Source organism: Pseudomonas sp. GM74, from assembly GCF_000282455.1.
GTDB lineage: Bacteria > Pseudomonadota > Gammaproteobacteria > Pseudomonadales > Pseudomonadaceae > Aquipseudomonas.
Window position 1 is genome coordinate 1 of the sequence record NZ_AKJG01000048.1, and the last position, 19,463, is coordinate 19,463.

Consider the following 19,463-nt stretch of genomic DNA (forward strand, 5'->3'; position numbering starts at 1 on the left):
AAGGGGGTAGCCATTTCATTAGGGATAAGCGCCATACCGTAAGATCGAAAAAACCGCCAGACCCCTTCAACAACGGGGCCTGGCGGTTTTTTATGCCTGCTGGAATTCTGAAAAAACCCTGCTGTACTCACTCCAACGTTCTGGAGATGGTTCTGCAGTCCATCGGCTGGATGCTCAAGGCAGCATAATCTCGAAAGGGCACTCTCTTATGTCTCTGTTAAAACGTTCGGCGACTGAGTTGGCAGGTACGTTCTGGCTGGTGTTGGGTGGTTGCGGCAGTGCGGTGTTGGCCGCGGCTTTTCCGGAGGTGGGGATCGGTCTGCTCGGGGTGTCTTTCGCGTTTGGCCTGACCGTGCTGACCATGGCTTTCGCCATCGGCCATATTTCCGGCTGCCATCTCAATCCCGCGGTATCCCTCGGCCTGGTGGTGGGTGGGCGGTTTCCGGCCAAGGAATTGCCGGCCTACATCATTGCCCAGGTCATTGGCGGCGTGATTGCAGCCGCCCTGCTGTACTTCATTGCCAGCGGTAAACCCGGTTTCGAACTGGCGGGTGGCCTGGCGTCCAACGGCTACGGCGAACACTCGCCTGGCGGCTATTCGATGGCAGCAGGGTTTGTCTGTGAACTGGTGATGACTGCGATGTTCATCCTGATCATCCTCGGCGCCACCGATAAACGAGCACCAGCAGGACTGGCGCCGATTGCCATCGGCCTGGGGCTGACCCTCATCCACCTGATCTCGATCCCCGTCACCAACACCTCGGTCAACCCGGCGCGCAGCACCGGCCCGGCGCTGATCGTCGGCGGCTGGGCGATTCAACAACTGTGGATGTTCTGGGTCGCACCGCTACTCGGTGCAGTGGTTGGCGGCGTGCTGTATCGCTGGTTGGGCAAGGAAGAAAGCTGAAACGCTGGAGATCAGCCTTGTCGATAAGGCAAGGCTGACTTCGCCTCCTCTGCATACGCCAGCACCCCCAACCGCTCCTGCTCCAGGAAGTCTTTCACCGCCGCTTTCAATCCGGGATGGCGCAAGTAGTGCCAGGAATGGGTAATGACTGGCTCGAATCCACGAATCAGTTTGTGCTCGCCCTGGGCCCCGGCATCGAAACGCTGGAAACCGTTGGCGATGGCATAGTCCATGCCCTGATAGAAACAGGTCTCGAAATGCAGGCGATCGAACTCCGCCAGGCATCCCCAGTAACGGCCATAAAAGCTGTCACCCCCCACCAGACTGAACGCCATCGCCACTGGCCGTGAACCTTGTTTGGCCAGCACCACGCGAATCGACTCAGGCATGCGTTCGGCCAACAGGCTGAAAAACTCCCGCGTCAGGTACGGTGCTTGCCGGCGCACCGCATAGGTATTGGCGTAGCAGGCATAGACAAAATCCCATTGCGCCTGAGCCAGCTCCCGCCCCTCCAGCCATTCGAACTCAAAGCCCTGCCCAGCCACCTGCTCGCGCTCTTTGCGCATCTGTTTGCGCTTGCGCGAACTGAGCACGTCGAGGAAGTCCTGGAAATCCCGGTAGCCGCGATTCTGCCAGTGGTATTGACAGCCAACGCGCTGCAACCAGCCGGGCTGCTCGCTCAATGCCGCGTCGGTGAACGCATCGGTGAAATTGATGTGGGCGCTGGAGAGCCCTTCAAGCTCAAGGTAGCCCGGCAGGCTTTTCAATAACTCGAAGCCGTCTTCGACCGTGGCCGCCAGCAGTCGCGGCCCGCTGACGGGACTGAACGGCACCGCGCTCAACAGCTTGGGGTAGTAGTCGATGCCGGCACGCTCACAGGCATCGGCCCAGGCGTGATCGAACACGTACTCGCCGTAGGAATGCCACTTGCGATAACCGGGCAGCGCGGCGATCAGTCGATCCCCTTCTACGTGCAATAAATGCTCGGGCTGCCAGCCGGTATGGGGTCCGACGCTGCCGCTGTCTTCCAGTGCGCTCAAAAAGGCATGACGCAGAAAAGGCTGAGTCTCGGGCACCAGTGCATCCCACGTTTGCGGGGCGATTTCTGACAGTTTTTGCAGGCGTTGCAACGGCATCACCATCCTCACTCTTCATGGCGTGAAAGCCCCGCGAGTATCGCCTATCGCTCTGCAATGCACACGGGCAAAACGACGACAGTGCTCTAACTCAATAGTTCACGGCGACTTTGTATCGTCATCGACATGACATCACATTGCCACTGCTCTGTAATAAACCATCGCGATACTGGCGCCTGTTTTTAGAGCGCCGGGTTATACCCGGTCACTGTTTTCCGCCCCTAACGGTCGGTTGTGTCCCGGATGGCTCTGTCATCCCCTCTCATCTTCGGAGATTGATATGCGTCTTGCTTCCACGAAAACTGCGGCGGCCTTGTGCGGTGGCCTGTTGCTGGCCATGAGCGTTCCGGCCAGTGCCGCAGTCGACGCCAAACTGCTCGACATGCTCAAGGCTAACGGCTCGATCACCAACGCGCAGTACAGCGAACTGCAAGCCGAGCTGGCCAGGGATCAGAAAGAACAGCAGATTGCCCGTCAGGCTCAGCAAGAGACCAACGAGCAAATCGCGGCCACCGCGAAGAAAACCGACACACTGAGCGCCTTCGACCAGAAGCTTGCATGGGCGGCAAAGACTCAGTTCAAGGGCGACGTGCGCTTCCGTCAGGAAAACGTCCACAACGATGGCGTGCCAAACAACAAGGACCAGGATCGTCAGCGCATTCGTGCCCGCCTGGGTGCCTACAGCGAAATCAACCCGCAAGTCGACACCGGTATCCGCATCGCCACCGGCAGCAACGACGACGCTCGCTCGACCAACCAGGACCTGAACAACTACTTCGACAAGAAGCAGATCTGGCTGGACCAGGGTTACATCGACTACCACCCGGATGCGATCAAGAACCTGCACCTGGTTGGCGGCAAGATGCCGCAACAATGGGTGAGCATGGGCGACATCATCTGGGATAGCGACATCAACCCCGAAGGTCTGGCCGTCACCTACAAGTACCCGTTGAGCGGCAGCACCGAACTGTTCGGTAGTGCCGGTCACTACACCCTCAAGGACAACGTCGACGGCGAAGGCGTGCAATTCAAACACGACCTGCGTCTGTACGCCGGCCAGTTGGGTGCGCGCTTCGCCATCACCGACAGCATGAAAATGACCCTGGGCGGCAGTCTCTACGCCTACGACAACGATGACAGCAGCGCCTGCCCGACCTCGGGTACCGTTACTGCGCCATGCGCACTGGCCGTCAACGGCAACAGCCCGGGTGAGCAGTTCAACCTGTACGAAGGTTTTGGTCAGCTGGACTTCAGCAATCTGCCGGTTCCGCTGTCGATCTACGGTCAGTACGTCAACAACACCGATGCCAGCAACGACCAGGACACTGGCTGGCTGGCCGGTGTGAAGTCCAAGCTCTACGGCTTCAACGTGGACTACAACTACCGCGACGTGCAGCGTAACGCTGTGGTGGGTGCCTTCACCGACTCCGACTTCGCCAACGGCTTCACCGGTTCACGCGGCAGCAAGCTGAAAGTGAGCTACGACCTGGACAAGAACTTTGCCCTGGGCGCGACCTACTACATGGCGACCTCGGACCAGACCAACGCCAACATCAAGAAAACCGATTCGGACATCAACACCCTGCAACTGGATGCCGAAGCCAAGTTCTGATTCACCCCGCTACACGACTCGGGCAAGGAAGCCCGGGCCTCTTTTACAGCCTGGCGTTGATATATCGGTCCCCATCATCCTCCGATGCATCAACGCCAGGCTGTTTTCTCTCCCGCAATAACCTCCAACCTCCCGCAAAAAAAAATCGCAGCCTTCGGCAGCTCCTACGCTGACCGGATTCTCCGCGATATCACGTTGAAATCCAGTCCCGTAGGAGCTGCCGCAGGCTGCGATCTCTTTAAGCCGCAGAATCAGCGCTTGCGCAGCAACACGCTACCAATCGAGTAACCGGCACCGAACGAACTGAGCACCGCCAGCGAACCGGCGGCCAGATCGTCCTGGTTCTTGTGGAACGCAATCACGGAACCGGCGGAACTGGTGTTGGCGTAAGTGTCGAGAATCACCGGCGCTTCCTGTTCGGTGGCGTCGCGACCCAGCAGCTTCTTGACGATCAGGTGGTTCATGCTGAGGTTGGCCTGGTGCAGCCAGAAGCGCTTCACGTCGCTGACGTTGAGCCGGTTCTCCTGCAGATGCTCACCGATCAGCTCGGCAACCAGCGGGCAGACTTCCTTGAACACCTTGCGGCCTTCCTGCACGAACAGTTTGTCCTTGGCGCCGATGCCCTCTTCCGCCGCGCGGTTGAGGAAGCCGAAGTTGTTGCGGATGTTGTTGGAGAACTTGGTCAGCAGTTTGGTGCTGACGATGTCGAACTGGTACTTGGACGTCGCCAGGTCGGCACGTTCGATGATCACTGCAGTGGCAGCATCACCGAAGATGAAGTGGCTGTCGCGGTCACGAAAGTTCAGGTGGCCGGTGCAGACTTCCGGGTTGACCATCAGGATCGCCCGGGCCTGGCCCAGTTGCACGCTGTTGGCGGCGGTCTGGATGCCGAAGGTTGCGGACGAGCACGCCACGTTCATGTCGAAACCGAAACCCTGGATGCCCAGCGCTTCCTGGACTTCGATGGCAATGGCCGGGTAGGCGCGCTGCAGGTTGGAACAGGCGACGATCACGCCGTCGATGTCCGCTGCGGTCTTGCCGGCGCGCTGCAAGGCTTGTTCGGCGGCGCCGATGGCCATCTGGCAAAGTACCGACCACTCGTCGTTGGAACGCTCCGGCAGGCGTGGAGCCATGCGTTGCGGGTCGAGGATGCCTTCCTTGTCCATGACAAAGCGGCTCTTGATGCCGGAAGCTTTTTCGATGAATGCGGCGCTGGATTCGGTCAACGCTTCGACTTCACCGCGCGCAATGGCGTCGGCGTTATCGGCGTTGAATTGCGCCACATAAGTATTGAAAGACTGCACCAGCTCTTCGTTGGAAATGCTGTTGGCCGGGGTGTACAGGCCGGTGCCGCTGATGACGACGTTATGCATGGTCGTGTCTCTAATCTGTTCAGGCAGAAAGCATTGGCACCGTCGTACCAACACACAAAGGGTCTATTCCCATCCGGGGGACGCAAACCTGGCATCGCTTTATTCCGTGACGCGACCTGGCCGAAGGCTCTAGGTCGCGAAACCGGCATTTATGGTCGCGAAGTTTGCCATAAACCTTGGGTTTTGGCGCCTTTTTGCTGGATGAACCATTTGCTACAGGCACCATAGCAACCTGTGGGAGCGGGCTTGCCCGCGAATGCGATGGGTCAGTCAACGCTGATGTTGAAACTGACGGCCCCTTCGCGAGCAAGCCCGCTCCCACAGGGTATTGCACCGGCCTCGGGTCTACGGTTCGACCTGGCTCCACTGCTTGTTCAGGCGCTTGTCGGAGATAGGCACCCTGGTTCCCAACTGTTGCGCAAACAGCGAAACCCGGTATTCCTCCAGCCACCAGCGATACAACTCCAGTTGCGGATCGCGCTTGCCTTCCTGGGCGTGTTTGTTGGCGCGGGTCTGGTATTGCGTCCACAGCCCGCTCAATTCGCCGCTCCAGACCCGGTCGCGCTGCACCTGGGCACCGATTTTTTCAAAGCGCTGTTCAATCGCCTTGAGGTAACGCGGCAACTCCTTGAGCCATTGCATCGGCGTTTCCCGGACAAACCCCGGATACACCAGCTGGCTGAGTTGCTGCTTGATGTCGTTCAGGGCCACGGCTTGCGCCAGGTCGATCTTGCCCTTGAAGCGTTTTTGCAGGCCGTGCCATAGCTTGAGGATTTCCAGGGTCAGCTTCGCCACACGCTCGGCGTGCTCGGTCCAGGCACCACGCTTGCGCTCAGCCAGGGACGCCAGACCGGCGCCGTCACGGGGCAACGGGTCTTCGCCGTCTAGAATACAGCTGTCGAGGCTGGCCAGCAGAATGTCTTCCACCAGCGCATCGACGCGTCCCATGTCGCGATACAGCAGGCCTAGTTCGGTCAGGCCCGGCAACTTGCCACGCAGGAACTTGGCAGGTTCGGCCAGTTGCTGCATCAGCAGGCGTTGCAGGGCACGGCGATGCTGGAACTCGGCCTCGGCCGGGGTCGAGAAACGCCCCTCCTTGACTGTGCCGCCCTCTTCCACCAGCGCCGGGTAGACCGTCATCGACAGTCCGGCGATCTTCTGCTGGGTTTTCTCGGCCACGGCGGCGAACACTTTCGGCTCCACCGGCTGCTGGCTCTTCGCGGTTTGCGGCACGGCCAACGCAGCCTGGCTGGCTTCGGCGAAACGCGCGGTGAGCTCGGCGAGATCGCGACCTTCACCGAGGAACTTGCCTTGGGCGTCGACGATTTCCAGATTCATCCGCAGATGACTTTCGACTTGCTGCGCCGCTTCAGCCCAGGCTTCATCGCTGACCCGAGCACCGGTCATGCGCAGCAGCTCGCGACCCAAGGCCTGGGGCAGCGAGCCCTCGGCAAAGGTCATGCGCTGCAAGGCCGCCTTGACGAAGTCCGGCACCGGTACGAAATTCTTGCGCAAGGCCTTCGGCAGGTTGCGTACAAGGGCAATGCACTTGGCTTCGATGACGCCCGGCACCAGCCATTCCAGGCGTTCCGGTGGCAGCATCGGCAACAGCGGCGCCGGCACGCGCAGGGTCACCCCGTCCCGCGGGTGATTCGGTTCGAAGTGGTAGCTCAGGGCCAATTCCAGATCGCCGATGTGCAGCGTATCCGGGTAATGCTGGGCGGTGACTTCACTGGCTTCGCGGGCCAGCACGTCTTCTTCGCGCATGATCAGCAGCTGCGGATCTTTCTGGCTGTTGATCCGGTACCAACTGTCGAAGGTCGCGGTCTGGTGGATCTCCGCCGGCAGCCGCGCGTCGTAGAAGGCATACAGGGTTTCTTCGTCGGCGAGGATGTCGCGACGACGGGCCTTGGCTTCCAGTTCGTCGAGTTGTTCCAGCAGTTGCTTGTTGGCTGTCAGGCACTTGGCCCTGGACTGGATTTCACCGCGCACCAGCGCTTCGCGGATGAACAACTCGCGGGACACCACCGGGTCGACCGGGCCGTAATGCACCGGCCGGCGCCCGACCACGATCAACCCGAACAGGGTGATCTGTTCGAAGGCCACGACCTGGCCGCGCTTCTTCTCCCAGTGGGGTTCGAAATGGTTTTTCTTGATCAGGTGCCCGGCCAGCGGCTCGATCCAGTCGGCGTCGATCTTGGCGACCATTCGCGCATAAAGCTTGGTGGTTTCCACCAGTTCGGCTGTCATCAGCCACTGCGGGCGCTTCTTGCCGATGCCCGACGATGGGTGAATCCAGAACCGCCGCTGACGGGCGCCAAGGTAATCGCCGTCTTCGGTTTTCTGCCCGATCTGGCTGAGCAACCCCACCAGCACCGCTTTGTGCAGTTTCGGATAGTCCGCCGGTTCTTTATTGAGGCTCAACTGCATGTCGCGGCAGATCAGGCTCAATTGGCGATGGGAATCGCGCCACTCGCGCAGGCGCAGATAATTGAGGAAATTCTTGCGGCACCAGTTACGCAACGGACTGGCAGTCAGCGCCTGGCGCTGCTCCTCGAAACCACGCCACAGATTGACCAGCCCGGCGAAATCCGAGTCGGCGTCTTTCCACTGGCCGTGGGCCTGATCCGCCGCTTGCTGACGCTCCGGCGGACGCTCGCGCGGGTCCTGGATCGACATGGCGCTGGCGACGATCAGCACTTCCTGCAAGCTGCCGAGCTTCGCCGCTTCGAGCAGCATGCGGCCCATGCGCGGGTCCACCGGCAACCGCGCCAGTTGCCGACCGAGCGGTGTCAGCTGGCTATTACGGTCCACTGCCGAGAGTTCCTGCAGCAGGTTATAACCATCGCTGATGGCCTTGCCATCCGGCGGCTCGATGAACGGGAACGCGGTGACCTCGCCGAGGCGCAGATGCAGCATCTGCAAGATGACCGCCGCGAGGTTGGTGCGCAGGATCTCCGGATCGGTAAATTCCGGGCGACCGAGGAAGTCCTCTTCGCTGTACAGGCGCACACAAATGCCCGGTTCGACCCGTCCGCACCGGCCCTTACGCTGGTTGGCGCTGGCCTGGGAAACAGCTTCAATCGGCAGGCGCTGAACCTTGGCCCGGTAACTGTAGCGGCTGATGCGCGCCGTACCGCTGTCGATCACATAGCGAATGCCCGGCACGGTCAGCGAGGTTTCCGCGACGTTGGTCGCCAGCACCACGCGACGCCCTGGGTGCGACTGGAAAATCCGCTGTTGCTCGGCTGGCGACAGCCGCGCGTACAACGGCAGGATTTCGGTGTGCTTGAGCTGAGCCTTGCGCAGCATGTCGGCGGCGTCGCGAATCTCGCGCTCGCCGGGCAGGAACACCAGCACGTCACCGGGACTGCGGCGTTCACTGCGCTCATACGCTGCGATTTCGTCGAGGGTGGCGAGGATCGCCTGATCCACCGTCAGGTCGTCCTCGACGCGGTTGCCCTCTTCGTCCTGCTCAAGCGTCAGCGGGCGATACCAGGTGTCCACCGGGTAGGTGCGGCCGGAGACCTCGACAATCGGCGCATCGTCGAAGTGCTTGGAAAAACGCTCCAGATCGATGGTTGCCGAAGTGATGATGACCTTCAGATCCGGGCGGCGCGGCAACAGGGTTTTCAGGTAGCCGAGCAGGAAGTCGATGTTGAGGCTGCGTTCGTGGGCTTCGTCGACGATGATCGTGTCGTAACGTTCCAGATAGCGGTCGTTCTGGGTTTCCGCCAGCAGGATGCCGTCGGTCATCAGTTTGATCAGGGTGCTGGAATCGCTTTGATCCTCGAAGCGCACCTGATAGCCGACCAGCGCGCCCAGCGGCGTGCAGAGTTCTTCGGCCACCCGGCTGGCGACGCTGCGCGCAGCGATCCGGCGTGGCTGGGTGTGGCCGATCAGGCCATGCTGGCCGCGACCGATTTCCAGGCAGATCTTCGGCAACTGGGTGGTTTTACCCGAGCCGGTCTCACCGGCGATGATCAGCACCTGATGTTTTTCCAGCGCCTTCTTGATTTCGTCGCGCTTGGCGGCGATTGGCAAACTGTCGTCGTAACGAATCACCGGCAGGCTGGCGCGGCGGGCCAGCACCTGATCACAGGACGCCTGCATCCGCGTCACCCACTGGCCCAGCCTGGCCTCGTCGGGTTTCTTGCGCAGCTCAAGCAACTGCCGCCGCAGCCGGTGGCGGTCGGCGAGCATGGCGTGATCGAGGTTTTTCAGCAGTTTGTCGATGGAGGGCGATTCGTCGGTCATCGGGTACGCAATTCAGTCGTCTAGTGGCGCAGGGTGCGGATTGTCGCAGATTTGAAGGACGAGCGAGATCCCCCGTAGCAGCTGTCGAGCCTTGGCGAGGCTGCGTTCGGCTGTTCCTGACGCACCGCGATGCCCGGTTTTGCGAGGACTGCGTCCTCGAACGCAGGCTTCGCCAGCTGCTACAAGCTTGTGCGGAGCCGGTTATTCGTTATCGAGGCCCTTGCGGCGATAGGGGAACACGTCGATCACTTTGCCGGCGCGAATCGCCTCCTGCAGGCTCTTCCAGTAATCGGCGTTATACAACTCGCCATGCAACTGATCGAACAACTTGCGTTGCCCCGAATCGGCAAACAGAAACGGCGGAAACTCTTCCGGGAACACATCCAGCGGCCCGATCGAGTACCAGGGTTCGGACGCCATCTCATCTTCCGGCGTGCGCGGCTGTGGAATGTGACGGAAGTTGGCCTCGGTGAGGAAGCAGATCTCGTCGTAGTCGTAGAACACCACCCGGCCGTGACGGGTCACCCCGAAGTTCTTCAACAGCATGTCGCCAGGAAAGATGTTGGCCGCCGCCAGTTGCTTGATCGCCAGGCCGTAATCTTCCAGGGCTTCGCGCACCTGCGCTTCGTTGGCGTTTTCCAGGTACAGGTTAAGCGGGGTCATGCGCCGTTCGGTCCAGCAGTGACGGATCAGCACCGTGTCGCCTTCCACCGACACCGTGGACGGCGCGACGTCCAGCAATTCCTCCAGGCACGCCGGGTCGAACTTGCTCAGCGGGAAACGAAAGTCGGCGAATTCCTGCGTATCGGCCATGCGCCCGACGCGGTCGACGCTTTTCACCAGGCGGTACTTTTCGATCACCGTGGCGCGGTCGACGTTTTTCGATGGCGAGAAACGGTCCTTGATGATTTTGAACACGGTGTTGAAACCCGGCAGGGTGAACACGCTCATGACCATGCCGCGCACGCCGGGGGCCATGATGAACTGGTCGTCGGTGTTGGCCAGGTGATTGATCAGCGCCCGGTAGAACTCCGACTTGCCGTGCTTGTAGAAGCCGATCGAGGTGTACAGCTCGGCGATGTGCTTGCCCGGCAGGATACGCCGCAGGAAACCGATGAACTCGGCGGGCACCGGCACATCCACCATGAAATACGAACGGGTGAACGAGAATATGATCGACACGTCCGCCTCGTCGGTGATCAGCGCATCGATCTGGATGCCGCGACCTTCGAGGTGCAGCAATGGAATTGCCAGCGGCCATTGCTCGTCGGCGGTGTAGATGCGCCCCACCAGGTACGCGCCCTTATTGCGGTACAACACCGAGGAAAACAGCTCGACGCTCAGCTCCGGGTCCTTGCACACCCAATCCGGCAGGTTCTCGCGCAGTTGCGCTTCGAGGCGCTTCAGGTCACCGGACAGGTCGGCGTAATCTTCGCTGAAACGGTAGTCGGCGAAGATGCTGGCGAGCATCGCCGACAATTGGCCTTGCGGCTTGTAGGTGCGGGTTTGCGCGGCCCGGGCACGGCGCAGGCTCGGCCGGGTGGTGTGGATGAACATGCAGCCGTCGCTGATCAGGTCATGGCTGAACAGCCCGCAGAAGATCGAGTTGTACCAGGTCTCGGACAGTTCATCGTCGAAGCGCAGGTCGATCAGGCTGATATAGGCGCTCTTGACCAGCGGCCAGCAGCTGACGTCCAGGGTATCGGCATCAAACGCGGTGCGCAGTCGTTCCACCGTTTCACCGACCTTCTCTTCGTACAGATTGATCCGCGCCGCCGAGGCCGACTGCGTCTCTTGCCACCGGGCCTGTTCGAAGCGGGCGCGAGCGCCGTCGGTGATCTGGCGAAAATGCTCGCGGTAATCGTCAAAGCCATCGAGGATCAAGCGGGCGATGTCGGCGGCTGGCCACTGCTGCGGCATGGAGAGACCTCTAAGGGAATTCGGGATGCTTGAGCTTAGCCAGTGAACCGGGTGCAGGAGAAGCGTAATTTTCCGGGTGAATTAAATGCCCGGTTTTCGGTTGCCATCGATCACACACTCAGCAACACTTTCGCCCCTCCCCCAAGGAAGGACCGCACCGTGAACCCCGTCGATATATTCCGTTTACTCTCCCTGGCGGCCATTTGGGGGGCCAGTTTTCTGTTCATGCGCATCATCGCCCCGGCGATTGGCAGCATTCCTACCGCTTTTTTCCGTGTATCGATAGCCGCTGCCGGACTGCTGGTGATTCTCGGTTTGATGCGCATCAGTTGGGACTTCAAAGGCAAACTCAAGACCGTGATGCTGCTCGGAGTGATCAACTCCGGGATTCCGGCGACGCTCTATTCGGTGGCCGCGCAGGTGCTGCCGGCTGGCTACTCGTCGATATTCAATGCCACGACACCCTTGATGGGCGTGCTGATCGGCGGCCTGTTTTTCCATGAAAGACTCACGGGCGCCAAAGTCGGCGGCGTCTTCCTGGGCCTGTTCGGCGTGGGCGTGTTGACCCGTGCCGGCCCGGTGGCGTTCGACATGCAACTGCTGATGGGTGCCGTCGCCTGCCTGCTCGCGACCACTTGCTACGGATTTGCGGGGTTTCTGGCCCGCCGCTGGCTCGATCAGGCCGGTGGGCTCGACAGTCGCCTGTCGGCGCTGGGCAGCATGCTCGGCGCGACGTTGCTTCTGCTGCCGCTGTTCGGCTACAGCGTGATCAGCCAACCACCCGCGACCTGGGGCGGCTGGAGCGTGTGGCTGTCGTTGCTGGGCTTGGGGCTGGGCTGCACGGCGTTTGCGTACATTATTTACTTCCGGCTCCTGAGCTCGATTGGTCCGGTGAAATCGATGACTACGACCTTTTTGATCCCGCTGTTCGGCGTGCTGTGGGGGGCAGTGTTTCTCGATGAGCCGCTGTCGATGGCGCATATCTATGGCGGGGTGTTGATTGCAGTGGCGTTGTGGCTGGTGTTGAAGCCTGCTGCGGTGAAGCCGGGCTTGGTGGCTGAGCGGTAGAGTTGTTGCGTTGCGGATGACGCCTTCGCGGGCAAGCCCGCTCCCACAAGGACCGCGCAAACCCTGTGGGAGCGGGCTTGCCCGCGAAGGCGGCTGATCAGGTGCCAAAAATCACAAAGGCCCGGAGCATTGCTCCGGGCCTTCTCGGGTTTCCTCGCAATTACGCGGCCTTACGGAAGACAAATACCAGACCGACGATGATCAACAGCATGCCGAACAGGCTCAACATCGCCAGGCGATTGCCGAAGATCAGATAGTCCATCACCGCCGTTACCGCCGGCACCAGGTAAAACAGGCTCGTGACGTTCACCAGATTGCCCCGGGCGATCAAGCGGTACAGCAACAGCGTCGCCAGCACCGACACCACCAGCCCCATCCACAGCACCGGCAAGATGAAACCGTTGTTGTGCTCGAAGTGAAACGGCTGGAAGGGTACGAAAATCCCGCACAACAGCAGTCCGGCCAGATACTGCACCGGCAATGTGCCAAGGGGATTGTCGGTGATGCGTTTCTGCATGATCGAACCGAAGGTCATGCTCGCCAGTGCCAGCAGGCCGAAAAGCATCCCGGCCAGCGACATCCCGGCCAGCCCGATACCCTGATAGACCACCATGACCAATCCGGTCAGCCCCATGGCCAGACCGAACATCCGGCTCCAGGAACGCTGGCGCTCCATCAGCACCACGGTGAGGATCGGCTGCACGCCCATGATGGTCGCCATCACTCCGGGCGTGACTTTAAGGTCCAGGGCCAGCAGATAGAAAATCTGATATGCCCCCAACAACACCATGCCGGTGGCCATCGCATACAGCATCGGTTTGCCGCCCTTGGGCAACTTCAGCTTGAGCAACGGCACCAGCAACATCAGGCCGCAAAGGGCGATGACGAACCGAAACATCAAAAAGGCGAAAGGCGACGCGTGGGCCAGCCCCCATTTGGAGAAAATCGCCCCGCTGCTCCACAGCAGAACGAACAGGCTCGTGGACGCCACCGCGAGCGCGGACTTTTTCGAAAGGACAAACATGAATACCACCTGTAGTCAGGCAAAAAGCCAACTCAGCCGAAGCTGAAATTCAGTCGTTTTTTTTCAGGTTGGCGGGGGGAACGGCAGAAAGCAGCCGATCAGCCCGAAATGCCAACGCCTGGCGGTGAGACCACCGCGCACACTGGCGTGCGACTGACAGGAGGGGGGTAATGACTGACCTGCCCGGGCTGCTGATTCCCGCACGGCACGACGCCAGCGTTGACCGCTGAATCGACTACCGCGTTGATGAGGGATGCAGGCATTGGGCTGATCTTTTTCAGGAGTGGAAAAGCAGGTCATGAACCTGCCGAGGGCTGACTATAACCAGCGAACCAGCGCTGCACAAGAATGGCAATGGATTACGGCGTGACACGACTTGGAGTGCAGGTACGCAAACTTTCAATGAATCAGTGTCGCAATTTGTGCTTTAATTGCGAAATAAATCGAAAACACTCGATAAAACATAATAACCAGAATCCAAAAAAGCAAAATCGACATTTTGCGACAAGGAAGATATCCAGTGGCAAACCCCGATCTTCTTGGCCTCGATGCCCCGGTTGTATGGGATACGCAGCAGGCCTTCGTCCATCTCAATCAACTCAAACAAGCTGACACCAAGCGCACCGCCGAACGACGCTTGCATGAGCTTGCACTTCTGCCCGATACGCTCAATGCGCAAAACCTGAGCGACGAATCCGGACGCAGTCCGACACCCTCGGTTCTGGACTGGGAGATTGAAAAGGCCCGGATCAAACGCAAGCTGGTGCTATATGCCCAACTGCATCGCACTGCAGACGGCACGGACGTCTTGCACGCCAACGACGCCCGAGGGGCGCGCTACTGGTTGCCGCTCGGGATCGAACCGCTTGACGCTCAATCCCTTGGCGCTGCACTGAGTCGCCTGCAGGCCCACATCGCCAAGAGCATCGTCATCTTCCCCAGTGGTCGCCTGGTCAACGCTTGCAGGCAGGCCACTGCGCCAGAACAGGTTGAGTTTGGACTGTTGGGTTACCCGGCCACACTGGACACCAGCAGCCAAATCGGCCCGGTCGATGCACTGAAAGTGCGCACGCCCCACCTCAGGCATCTTGAAGCCGAAAGCCTGCAAATCATCCGCGAAGCGGTGGCCGAAGCGGAAAACCCCGCGATGCTGTACTCGATGGGCAAGGACAGCGCGGTGATGCTGCATCTGGCGCGCAAGGCCTTTTACCCTTCTGCACCGCCACTGCCTTTGCTGCACGTCGATACGCGCTGGAAATTTCAGGAGATGTACCTCTTCCGCGACCTGATGGCGCAGGAAAGCGGTATGGACCTGCTGGTGCACATCAATCCGGAAGCCATCAGCAAGGATATCAACCCCTTTGATCATGGTTCGGCACTGCACACCGACATCACCAAGACCGAAGGCCTCAAGCAGGCGCTGGACAAATACAAGTTCGACGTGGTGTTCGGCGGCGCACGCCGTGATGAAGAAAAATCCCGGGCCAAGGAACGCATCTTTTCGTTCCGCACCCAGAGCCACCAATGGGACCCGAAACAGCAGCGCCCCGAATTGTGGAACCTCTACAACACACGTAAAAAACCGGGCGAGAGCATTCGCGTGTTCCCGTTATCCAACTGGACCGAACTCGATATCTGGCAATACATCTACCAGGAAAACATTCCGCTGGTCCCCCTGTACTTCGCCAAGGAACGTCCTGTCGTGGTGCGCAACGGCATGACCCTCATGGTCGATGACGCCCGCATGCCCCTGTTGCCCGGCGAGAAAATCGAAGCCAGGAACATACGCTTCCGCACCCTGGGTTGCTACCCGCTGACCGGCGCAATGGATTCGAATGCCACCACCGTGGCCGACATTCTGCTTGAACTGCTGGACTCCAGTCACTCCGAACGGCAAGGCCGAGCCATCGACAGTGACAGCTCCGCCAGCATGGAAAAGAAAAAGAAAGAAGGATACTTCTGATGGCCCCTAAAGCCCTGGCAATCGCCCCGCAATCACCCTCGACCATTGAGGCTTACCTCGAACAGCAACAAGGCCAGGACCTGCTGCGTTTTATCACCTGCGGCAACGTCGACGACGGCAAAAGCACCCTGATCGGCCGCCTGCTGTGGGACTCCCGGCAATTGACCGACGATCAACTGGCAACCCTGAAGAACGAATCGAAAAAATATGGCACCCAAGGTGCTGACATCGACTTTGCGTTGCTGGTCGACGGCTTGTCGGCGGAACGTGAACAGGGCATCACGATCGATGTGGCCTACCGGTATTTCGCGACTGCCAAACGCAAATTCATCGTCGCCGATACGCCGGGCCACGAGCAATACACGCGCAACATGGTGACCGGTGCGTCCACTGCCGACGTGGCAATCATCCTGGTGGATGCGCGGCAAGGCGTACTGACCCAGACCCGGCGTCACGCCTACCTGACATCACTGATGGGTATCCGTCACGTGGCGCTGGCCGTGAACAAGATGGATCTGGTCAACTTTGATCAGGACACCTTCCACCGTATCGTCGAGACCTTCCAGGCATTCACCCAGACACTGGGCTTTGAGAAGGTCACGGCCATTCCTGTCAGTGCGCTCAAGGGCGACAACATCACCCAGCGCTCGGCACACACGCCGTGGTACAGCGGCCCAACGCTGATGGGTTACCTGGAAACCGCGCAAATCAATGCACCAGAAGCCGAACGCCTGGTGTTTCCCGTGCAGTGGGTGAATCGACCGAACGCCTCGTTCCGCGGGTTCAGCGGCTATGTTGGCGAAGGCAAGGTCAAGGTCGGCGACGAGATCCGCGTGACCCTCTCCGGTCAAACCGCAACGGTGGCAGAAATTCTCAGCATGGACGGCTCGATGCAACAGGCCGAGCGTGGCGACGCCGTCACCTTGAAGCTCGACCGGGAAATCGATGCATCTCGCGGCGACATCATTTCACTGAGCAAGAACCCGCTGGAAACCACCGACCAGTTTGAAGCAACGCTGGTGTGGATGGACGAAGAAGCCGGGCTGCACGGCCGCAACTACGACATCAAGCTTGCCTCGCAATGGGCCAGCGCCTCCATCACCACCATCAAATACCGGGTGGATATCAACACCCTGGCCCACGACGCCAGCACCCAACTACTGCTGAACGATATCAGCGTGTGTACGCTCGCCATCAGCAAACCAATGGTCTACGACAGCTATCAACACTCGAAGACCCTTGGCAGCTTCATCCTGGTCGATCGCATCAGCAACGTCACGGTTGCCGCCGGCATGATCACCCACAGCCTGCGACGCGCGCAGAACGTGCATAAACAGGCCCTCTCGATCAGCCGCGAAAACCGCGAGAAACTCAACGGCCACAAGGGCAAGGTCATCTGGTTCACCGGCCTGTCCGGTTCGGGCAAATCGACACTGGCCAATGCCCTCGAAGTCGAACTGCACGCCAATGGTTATCGCACCTACCTGCTTGACGGCGACAACGTCCGCCAGGGTCTCAACAAGGATCTGGGATTTACCGACGCGGACCGCGTCGAAAACATCCGCCGAATCGCCGAAGTGGCCAAGCTGATGATGGATGCCGGGCTGGTGGTCATGACCGCATTCATTTCGCCGTTCAGGAGAGAGCGGCAGATGGCACGGGAACTGATCGGGGAGGAGAACTTTGTCGAAGTCTACGTCAGCACACCGTTGGAGGTCTGCGAACAGCGGGATGTGAAGGGGTTGTACAAGAAGGCCCGGGCCGGACAGCTGCCGAACTTGTCGGGGGTGGGGAGTCCGTACGAGGCGCCGCTTGCGGCAGAGATTGAAGTGGGCTCAGACGGAATGACGGTTAGAGAAACGATTGCAAAAGTCGTAGAAACCATAAAAAAATGAACGTGCAGCCCATTGTTCAATAGTGATAATCGAGTCAGGGACGGCAGGCAGCTCCCCTGACTCGATCAGTAGTATCCTTCCATGGCACCTACTCCATCTGGTTTAAAAACTCCTTTGGAAACTTGACGCAACTGTCGACGAAAAGCGCGCAGTAATTTCTATGGGAGGAATCCCATGAAACCCCCTCTTGTCACGTCGCCACTTCCAGGTTTTCGAACGCACGATCCTCATCTTCGGCAACCGGCAAAACTGATAACTCAATACCGCCGATAATGTCGCCACTTGCTTTACTTTTCAATACCAACGGCATACTACAAGGCGTACAGGTCAAGCTGGGGAGCACTTCGAGAGTGATTACACTGAAGTCCTTGGACAATACCGCAGGCAATACATTTCCACCTAGCTCGACCAGGACATCATCTAAAATGCCACGAACCTTAAGCCAAAGAGCTGAAGCTCCATTCTCTTGAGTATTGAAAGGTTGCCCTGCATAAATCTCTTTTGGCCCCCAATCAATAACCTCCAGGCTCGCCCGCATCAAATCAGATTTAAGTTGTGCACTCTCAGCTTTCAGCCGCTGGTTTTCGGCATATAGGCGGGCTACATTACCCGTGCAAACTTCGATACCCTGCTGACTCCGTGAAAAAATATACTCAGCGTCTTGAGACTTGCACAGACGCAGCGCTCCCAGATCCCCATTGGGCGCTATATCTTTATCTTGCAGTAACTGCTGATAGAGTGAAAAAGCCTTTCTAACATAAGGCTTGGAATCGTTAATATTTCCTTCGATGGAAATATCCATTGGCTGCTTATGTCTGGACGAGTTCACCTTGACCGAAAATGGGCCCAGGCAATCGGCCTGATAGTCTTCACCAACAAATTCGAGACACTCCCTGACGACCTGTTCCGGATTCGCAACAATATCATCATAATAAATTCGCTTTACGACGTCGGCGCCGAAAGCTTTCTCTGCAAGTTGGCATGCAGTCACCAGACGCGTCCAGGTATTGTAGGCGTTTTCCTCTTCATAGTCATTGGCGCCTACACCACTGAAGTTCATCAGAGAGCTTGCCACCAGCTTAGGATTGCGCAATACATGGATGAATTTTGCATTGGGAAACATACGCAACAACGAGTACACAAAATGCGCATTTTCTGGTGTCGCATCCAACCAGCGCTTCTTGTCGGGGCTGGTGGAAAACTTGACAAACTCGGAAGCGTCCGCTGCATGTTGCGGCTGTGCAGCATTTTCAACAATATTGCTACGAGACTTGAGGATCAAATCATTGCAGGAAACCCCGGCCGCAATACAATAAGACCTGCGCGAGATGTTAGCCGACAAAAGAAACGAACGAGTCAGGCCTTTTGTCCCGAGATCATACTGTGCTGCCGCATCAGTACTCATTTTATAAATATAATGAGTCTCTTCCAAAGGAAAGATATTAGTATGCTGCCCTAACACCCATCCCATCAGACTTGTTGCGGAGCGATAACTACCGATAACAAATATTGGTTGAACACTCATTTACTACTCCCGAGCCCCTGAAAACAGGGAAAATTTTAAACTTACAAACAGCAATCGCGACATCACCATGTAAAATCCGTCAACATCTCGAAGTCACTAAACCAGTGAAAACCCAATGCGCCTTACAGCATCTTATGGCATTTCCATGGCGACCTCTTCGTGGCATCGCAACAGCCAAAACTGCATTTTTCTTATCTGTTTTTTGCGCTACTCACAAAAAACATCTCATGCAAAACATAAAGCCCGGCAGCTGCGCCGATTACTCTTACAAAGGCGCAGCCCCCAAACCCAAAACATGAAACATGCTAAGTGCTCAAACCGCAAAAATTAGCACTTCTTACCTGCGACAATAAACTCATCCACAATTGAATTATCTTTCTTCAATTTAGCAACGAACTTAACCCCAGGATTCACCCAATTGCCGGTTTTGGCTTCACCTGCCAACCCACCTTCTACGAAGAGTATCGGCTCGCCGACATTTGGCTCAATCCAAATTTGTATTTCTGCGTTTTTTTGCTCGACACCTGGCTTATTGGCATCCCACGCGACATTGACAACAGAGCCGGAACAGCTCAGCTCGACAGAAGAGTCACGAGTCACTTTGATGACACCAAAATTCTGGCCCTCTTTTATTTCGGCCCTGGCGACCTCTGTCTTTTTCGGGACATTATCCCCACCGCATGCAACCAAAGCCAATGTCAGGACTGAGAGTACTAGAATTTTTACGCGCACAAATCACCTCTTTAATTAATAATAATAACTTCAATAAAAACTTACTATTGC

At 58.3% G+C, this 19,463-nt stretch carries 13 protein-coding genes; 6 read left to right on the forward strand and 7 right to left on the reverse strand.

Translation table 11 applies throughout. From position 1 onward, the window contains the following. Both PMI34_RS29275 and aqpZ read left to right on the forward strand, forming a co-directional pair. A partial coding sequence (locus PMI34_RS29275; RefSeq protein ID WP_032829577.1) for a hypothetical protein occupies positions 1–188 on the forward strand: 188 nt, incomplete at its 5' end. Between the two features lie 20 nt (positions 189–208). Beyond that, complete coding sequence (aqpZ, locus tag PMI34_RS16860; RefSeq protein WP_008049135.1) at positions 209–907, forward strand: aquaporin Z; 699 nt, start codon at positions 209–211, stop codon at positions 905–907. Positions 908–918: 11 nt separating this feature from the next. On the opposite strand, the gene PMI34_RS16855 is transcribed toward aqpZ, so the two are convergent. Beyond that, positions 919–2,043: a GNAT family N-acetyltransferase gene (locus PMI34_RS16855; RefSeq protein WP_008049136.1), complete on the reverse strand. Its 1,125-nt coding sequence runs from the start codon at positions 2,041–2,043 to the stop codon at positions 919–921. 280 nt (positions 2,044–2,323) lie between these two features. On the opposite strand from PMI34_RS16855, the gene PMI34_RS16850 reads away from it, so the two are divergent. Continuing rightward, positions 2,324–3,655 carry a putative porin gene (locus PMI34_RS16850; protein ID WP_008049137.1) on the forward strand — a complete coding sequence of 444 codons (1,332 nt, stop codon included), beginning with the start codon at positions 2,324–2,326 and terminating at the stop codon, positions 3,653–3,655. A gap of 251 nt (positions 3,656–3,906) precedes the next feature. Here the strand turns inward: PMI34_RS16850 and PMI34_RS16845 are convergent, their stop codons facing one another. The 3 genes from PMI34_RS16845 to aceK all read right to left on the reverse strand — a co-directional run bounded on the left by PMI34_RS16845 (position 3,907) and on the right by aceK (position 11,205). Then, positions 3,907–5,028 carry a beta-ketoacyl-ACP synthase III gene (locus PMI34_RS16845; RefSeq protein WP_008049138.1) on the reverse strand — a complete coding sequence of 374 codons (1,122 nt, stop codon included), beginning with the start codon at positions 5,026–5,028 and terminating at the stop codon, positions 3,907–3,909. A 345-nt stretch (positions 5,029–5,373) separates the two neighbouring features. After that, complete coding sequence (gene hrpA, locus PMI34_RS16840) at positions 5,374–9,285, reverse strand: ATP-dependent RNA helicase HrpA (protein ID WP_008049139.1); 3,912 nt, start codon at positions 9,283–9,285, stop codon at positions 5,374–5,376. Between the two features lie 201 nt (positions 9,286–9,486). After that, positions 9,487–11,205 (reverse strand): bifunctional isocitrate dehydrogenase kinase/phosphatase, encoded by a 1,719-nt coding sequence (gene aceK, locus PMI34_RS16835; RefSeq protein WP_008049140.1) that lies wholly within the window; start codon positions 11,203–11,205, stop codon positions 9,487–9,489. 159 nt (positions 11,206–11,364) lie between these two features. Between aceK and PMI34_RS16830 the strand changes: the two genes are divergently transcribed. Further along, a complete protein-coding gene (locus PMI34_RS16830; protein WP_008049142.1) occupies positions 11,365–12,273 on the forward strand; it encodes a DMT family transporter in 909 nt (302 codons plus the stop codon). Positions 12,274–12,433: 160 nt separating this feature from the next. Here the strand turns inward: PMI34_RS16830 and PMI34_RS16825 are convergent, their stop codons facing one another. Further along, positions 12,434–13,297 carry a DMT family transporter gene (locus PMI34_RS16825; RefSeq protein ID WP_008049143.1) on the reverse strand — a complete coding sequence of 288 codons (864 nt, stop codon included), beginning with the start codon at positions 13,295–13,297 and terminating at the stop codon, positions 12,434–12,436. Between the two features lie 1,021 nt (positions 13,298–14,318). On the opposite strand from PMI34_RS16825, the gene cysD reads away from it, so the two are divergent. Then, positions 14,319–15,260, forward strand: coding sequence for a sulfate adenylyltransferase subunit CysD (gene cysD, locus PMI34_RS16820; RefSeq protein WP_202949454.1), 942 nt, complete (start codon positions 14,319–14,321; stop codon positions 15,258–15,260). Further along, a complete protein-coding gene (cysN, locus tag PMI34_RS16815) occupies positions 15,260–17,155 on the forward strand; it encodes a sulfate adenylyltransferase subunit CysN (RefSeq protein ID WP_008049148.1) in 1,896 nt (631 codons plus the stop codon). Before cysD ends, cysN begins: the two co-directional genes overlap by 1 nt. Positions 17,156–17,345: 190 nt before the next feature. Here cysN and PMI34_RS16810 read toward each other — a convergent pair whose 3' ends face one another. Together PMI34_RS16810 and PMI34_RS16805 are read right to left on the reverse strand one after the other, a co-directional pair. Further along, the gene (locus tag PMI34_RS16810) at positions 17,346–18,680 is read right to left on the reverse strand and encodes a sulfotransferase family protein (RefSeq protein ID WP_008049149.1); all 1,335 of its coding nucleotides are present in this window, start codon (positions 18,678–18,680) and stop codon (positions 17,346–17,348) included. Positions 18,681–19,007: 327 nt separating this feature from the next. Next, positions 19,008–19,412, reverse strand: coding sequence for a hypothetical protein (locus tag PMI34_RS16805; protein WP_008049150.1), 405 nt, complete (start codon positions 19,410–19,412; stop codon positions 19,008–19,010). Between the last annotated feature and the right edge of the window lie 51 nt (positions 19,413–19,463).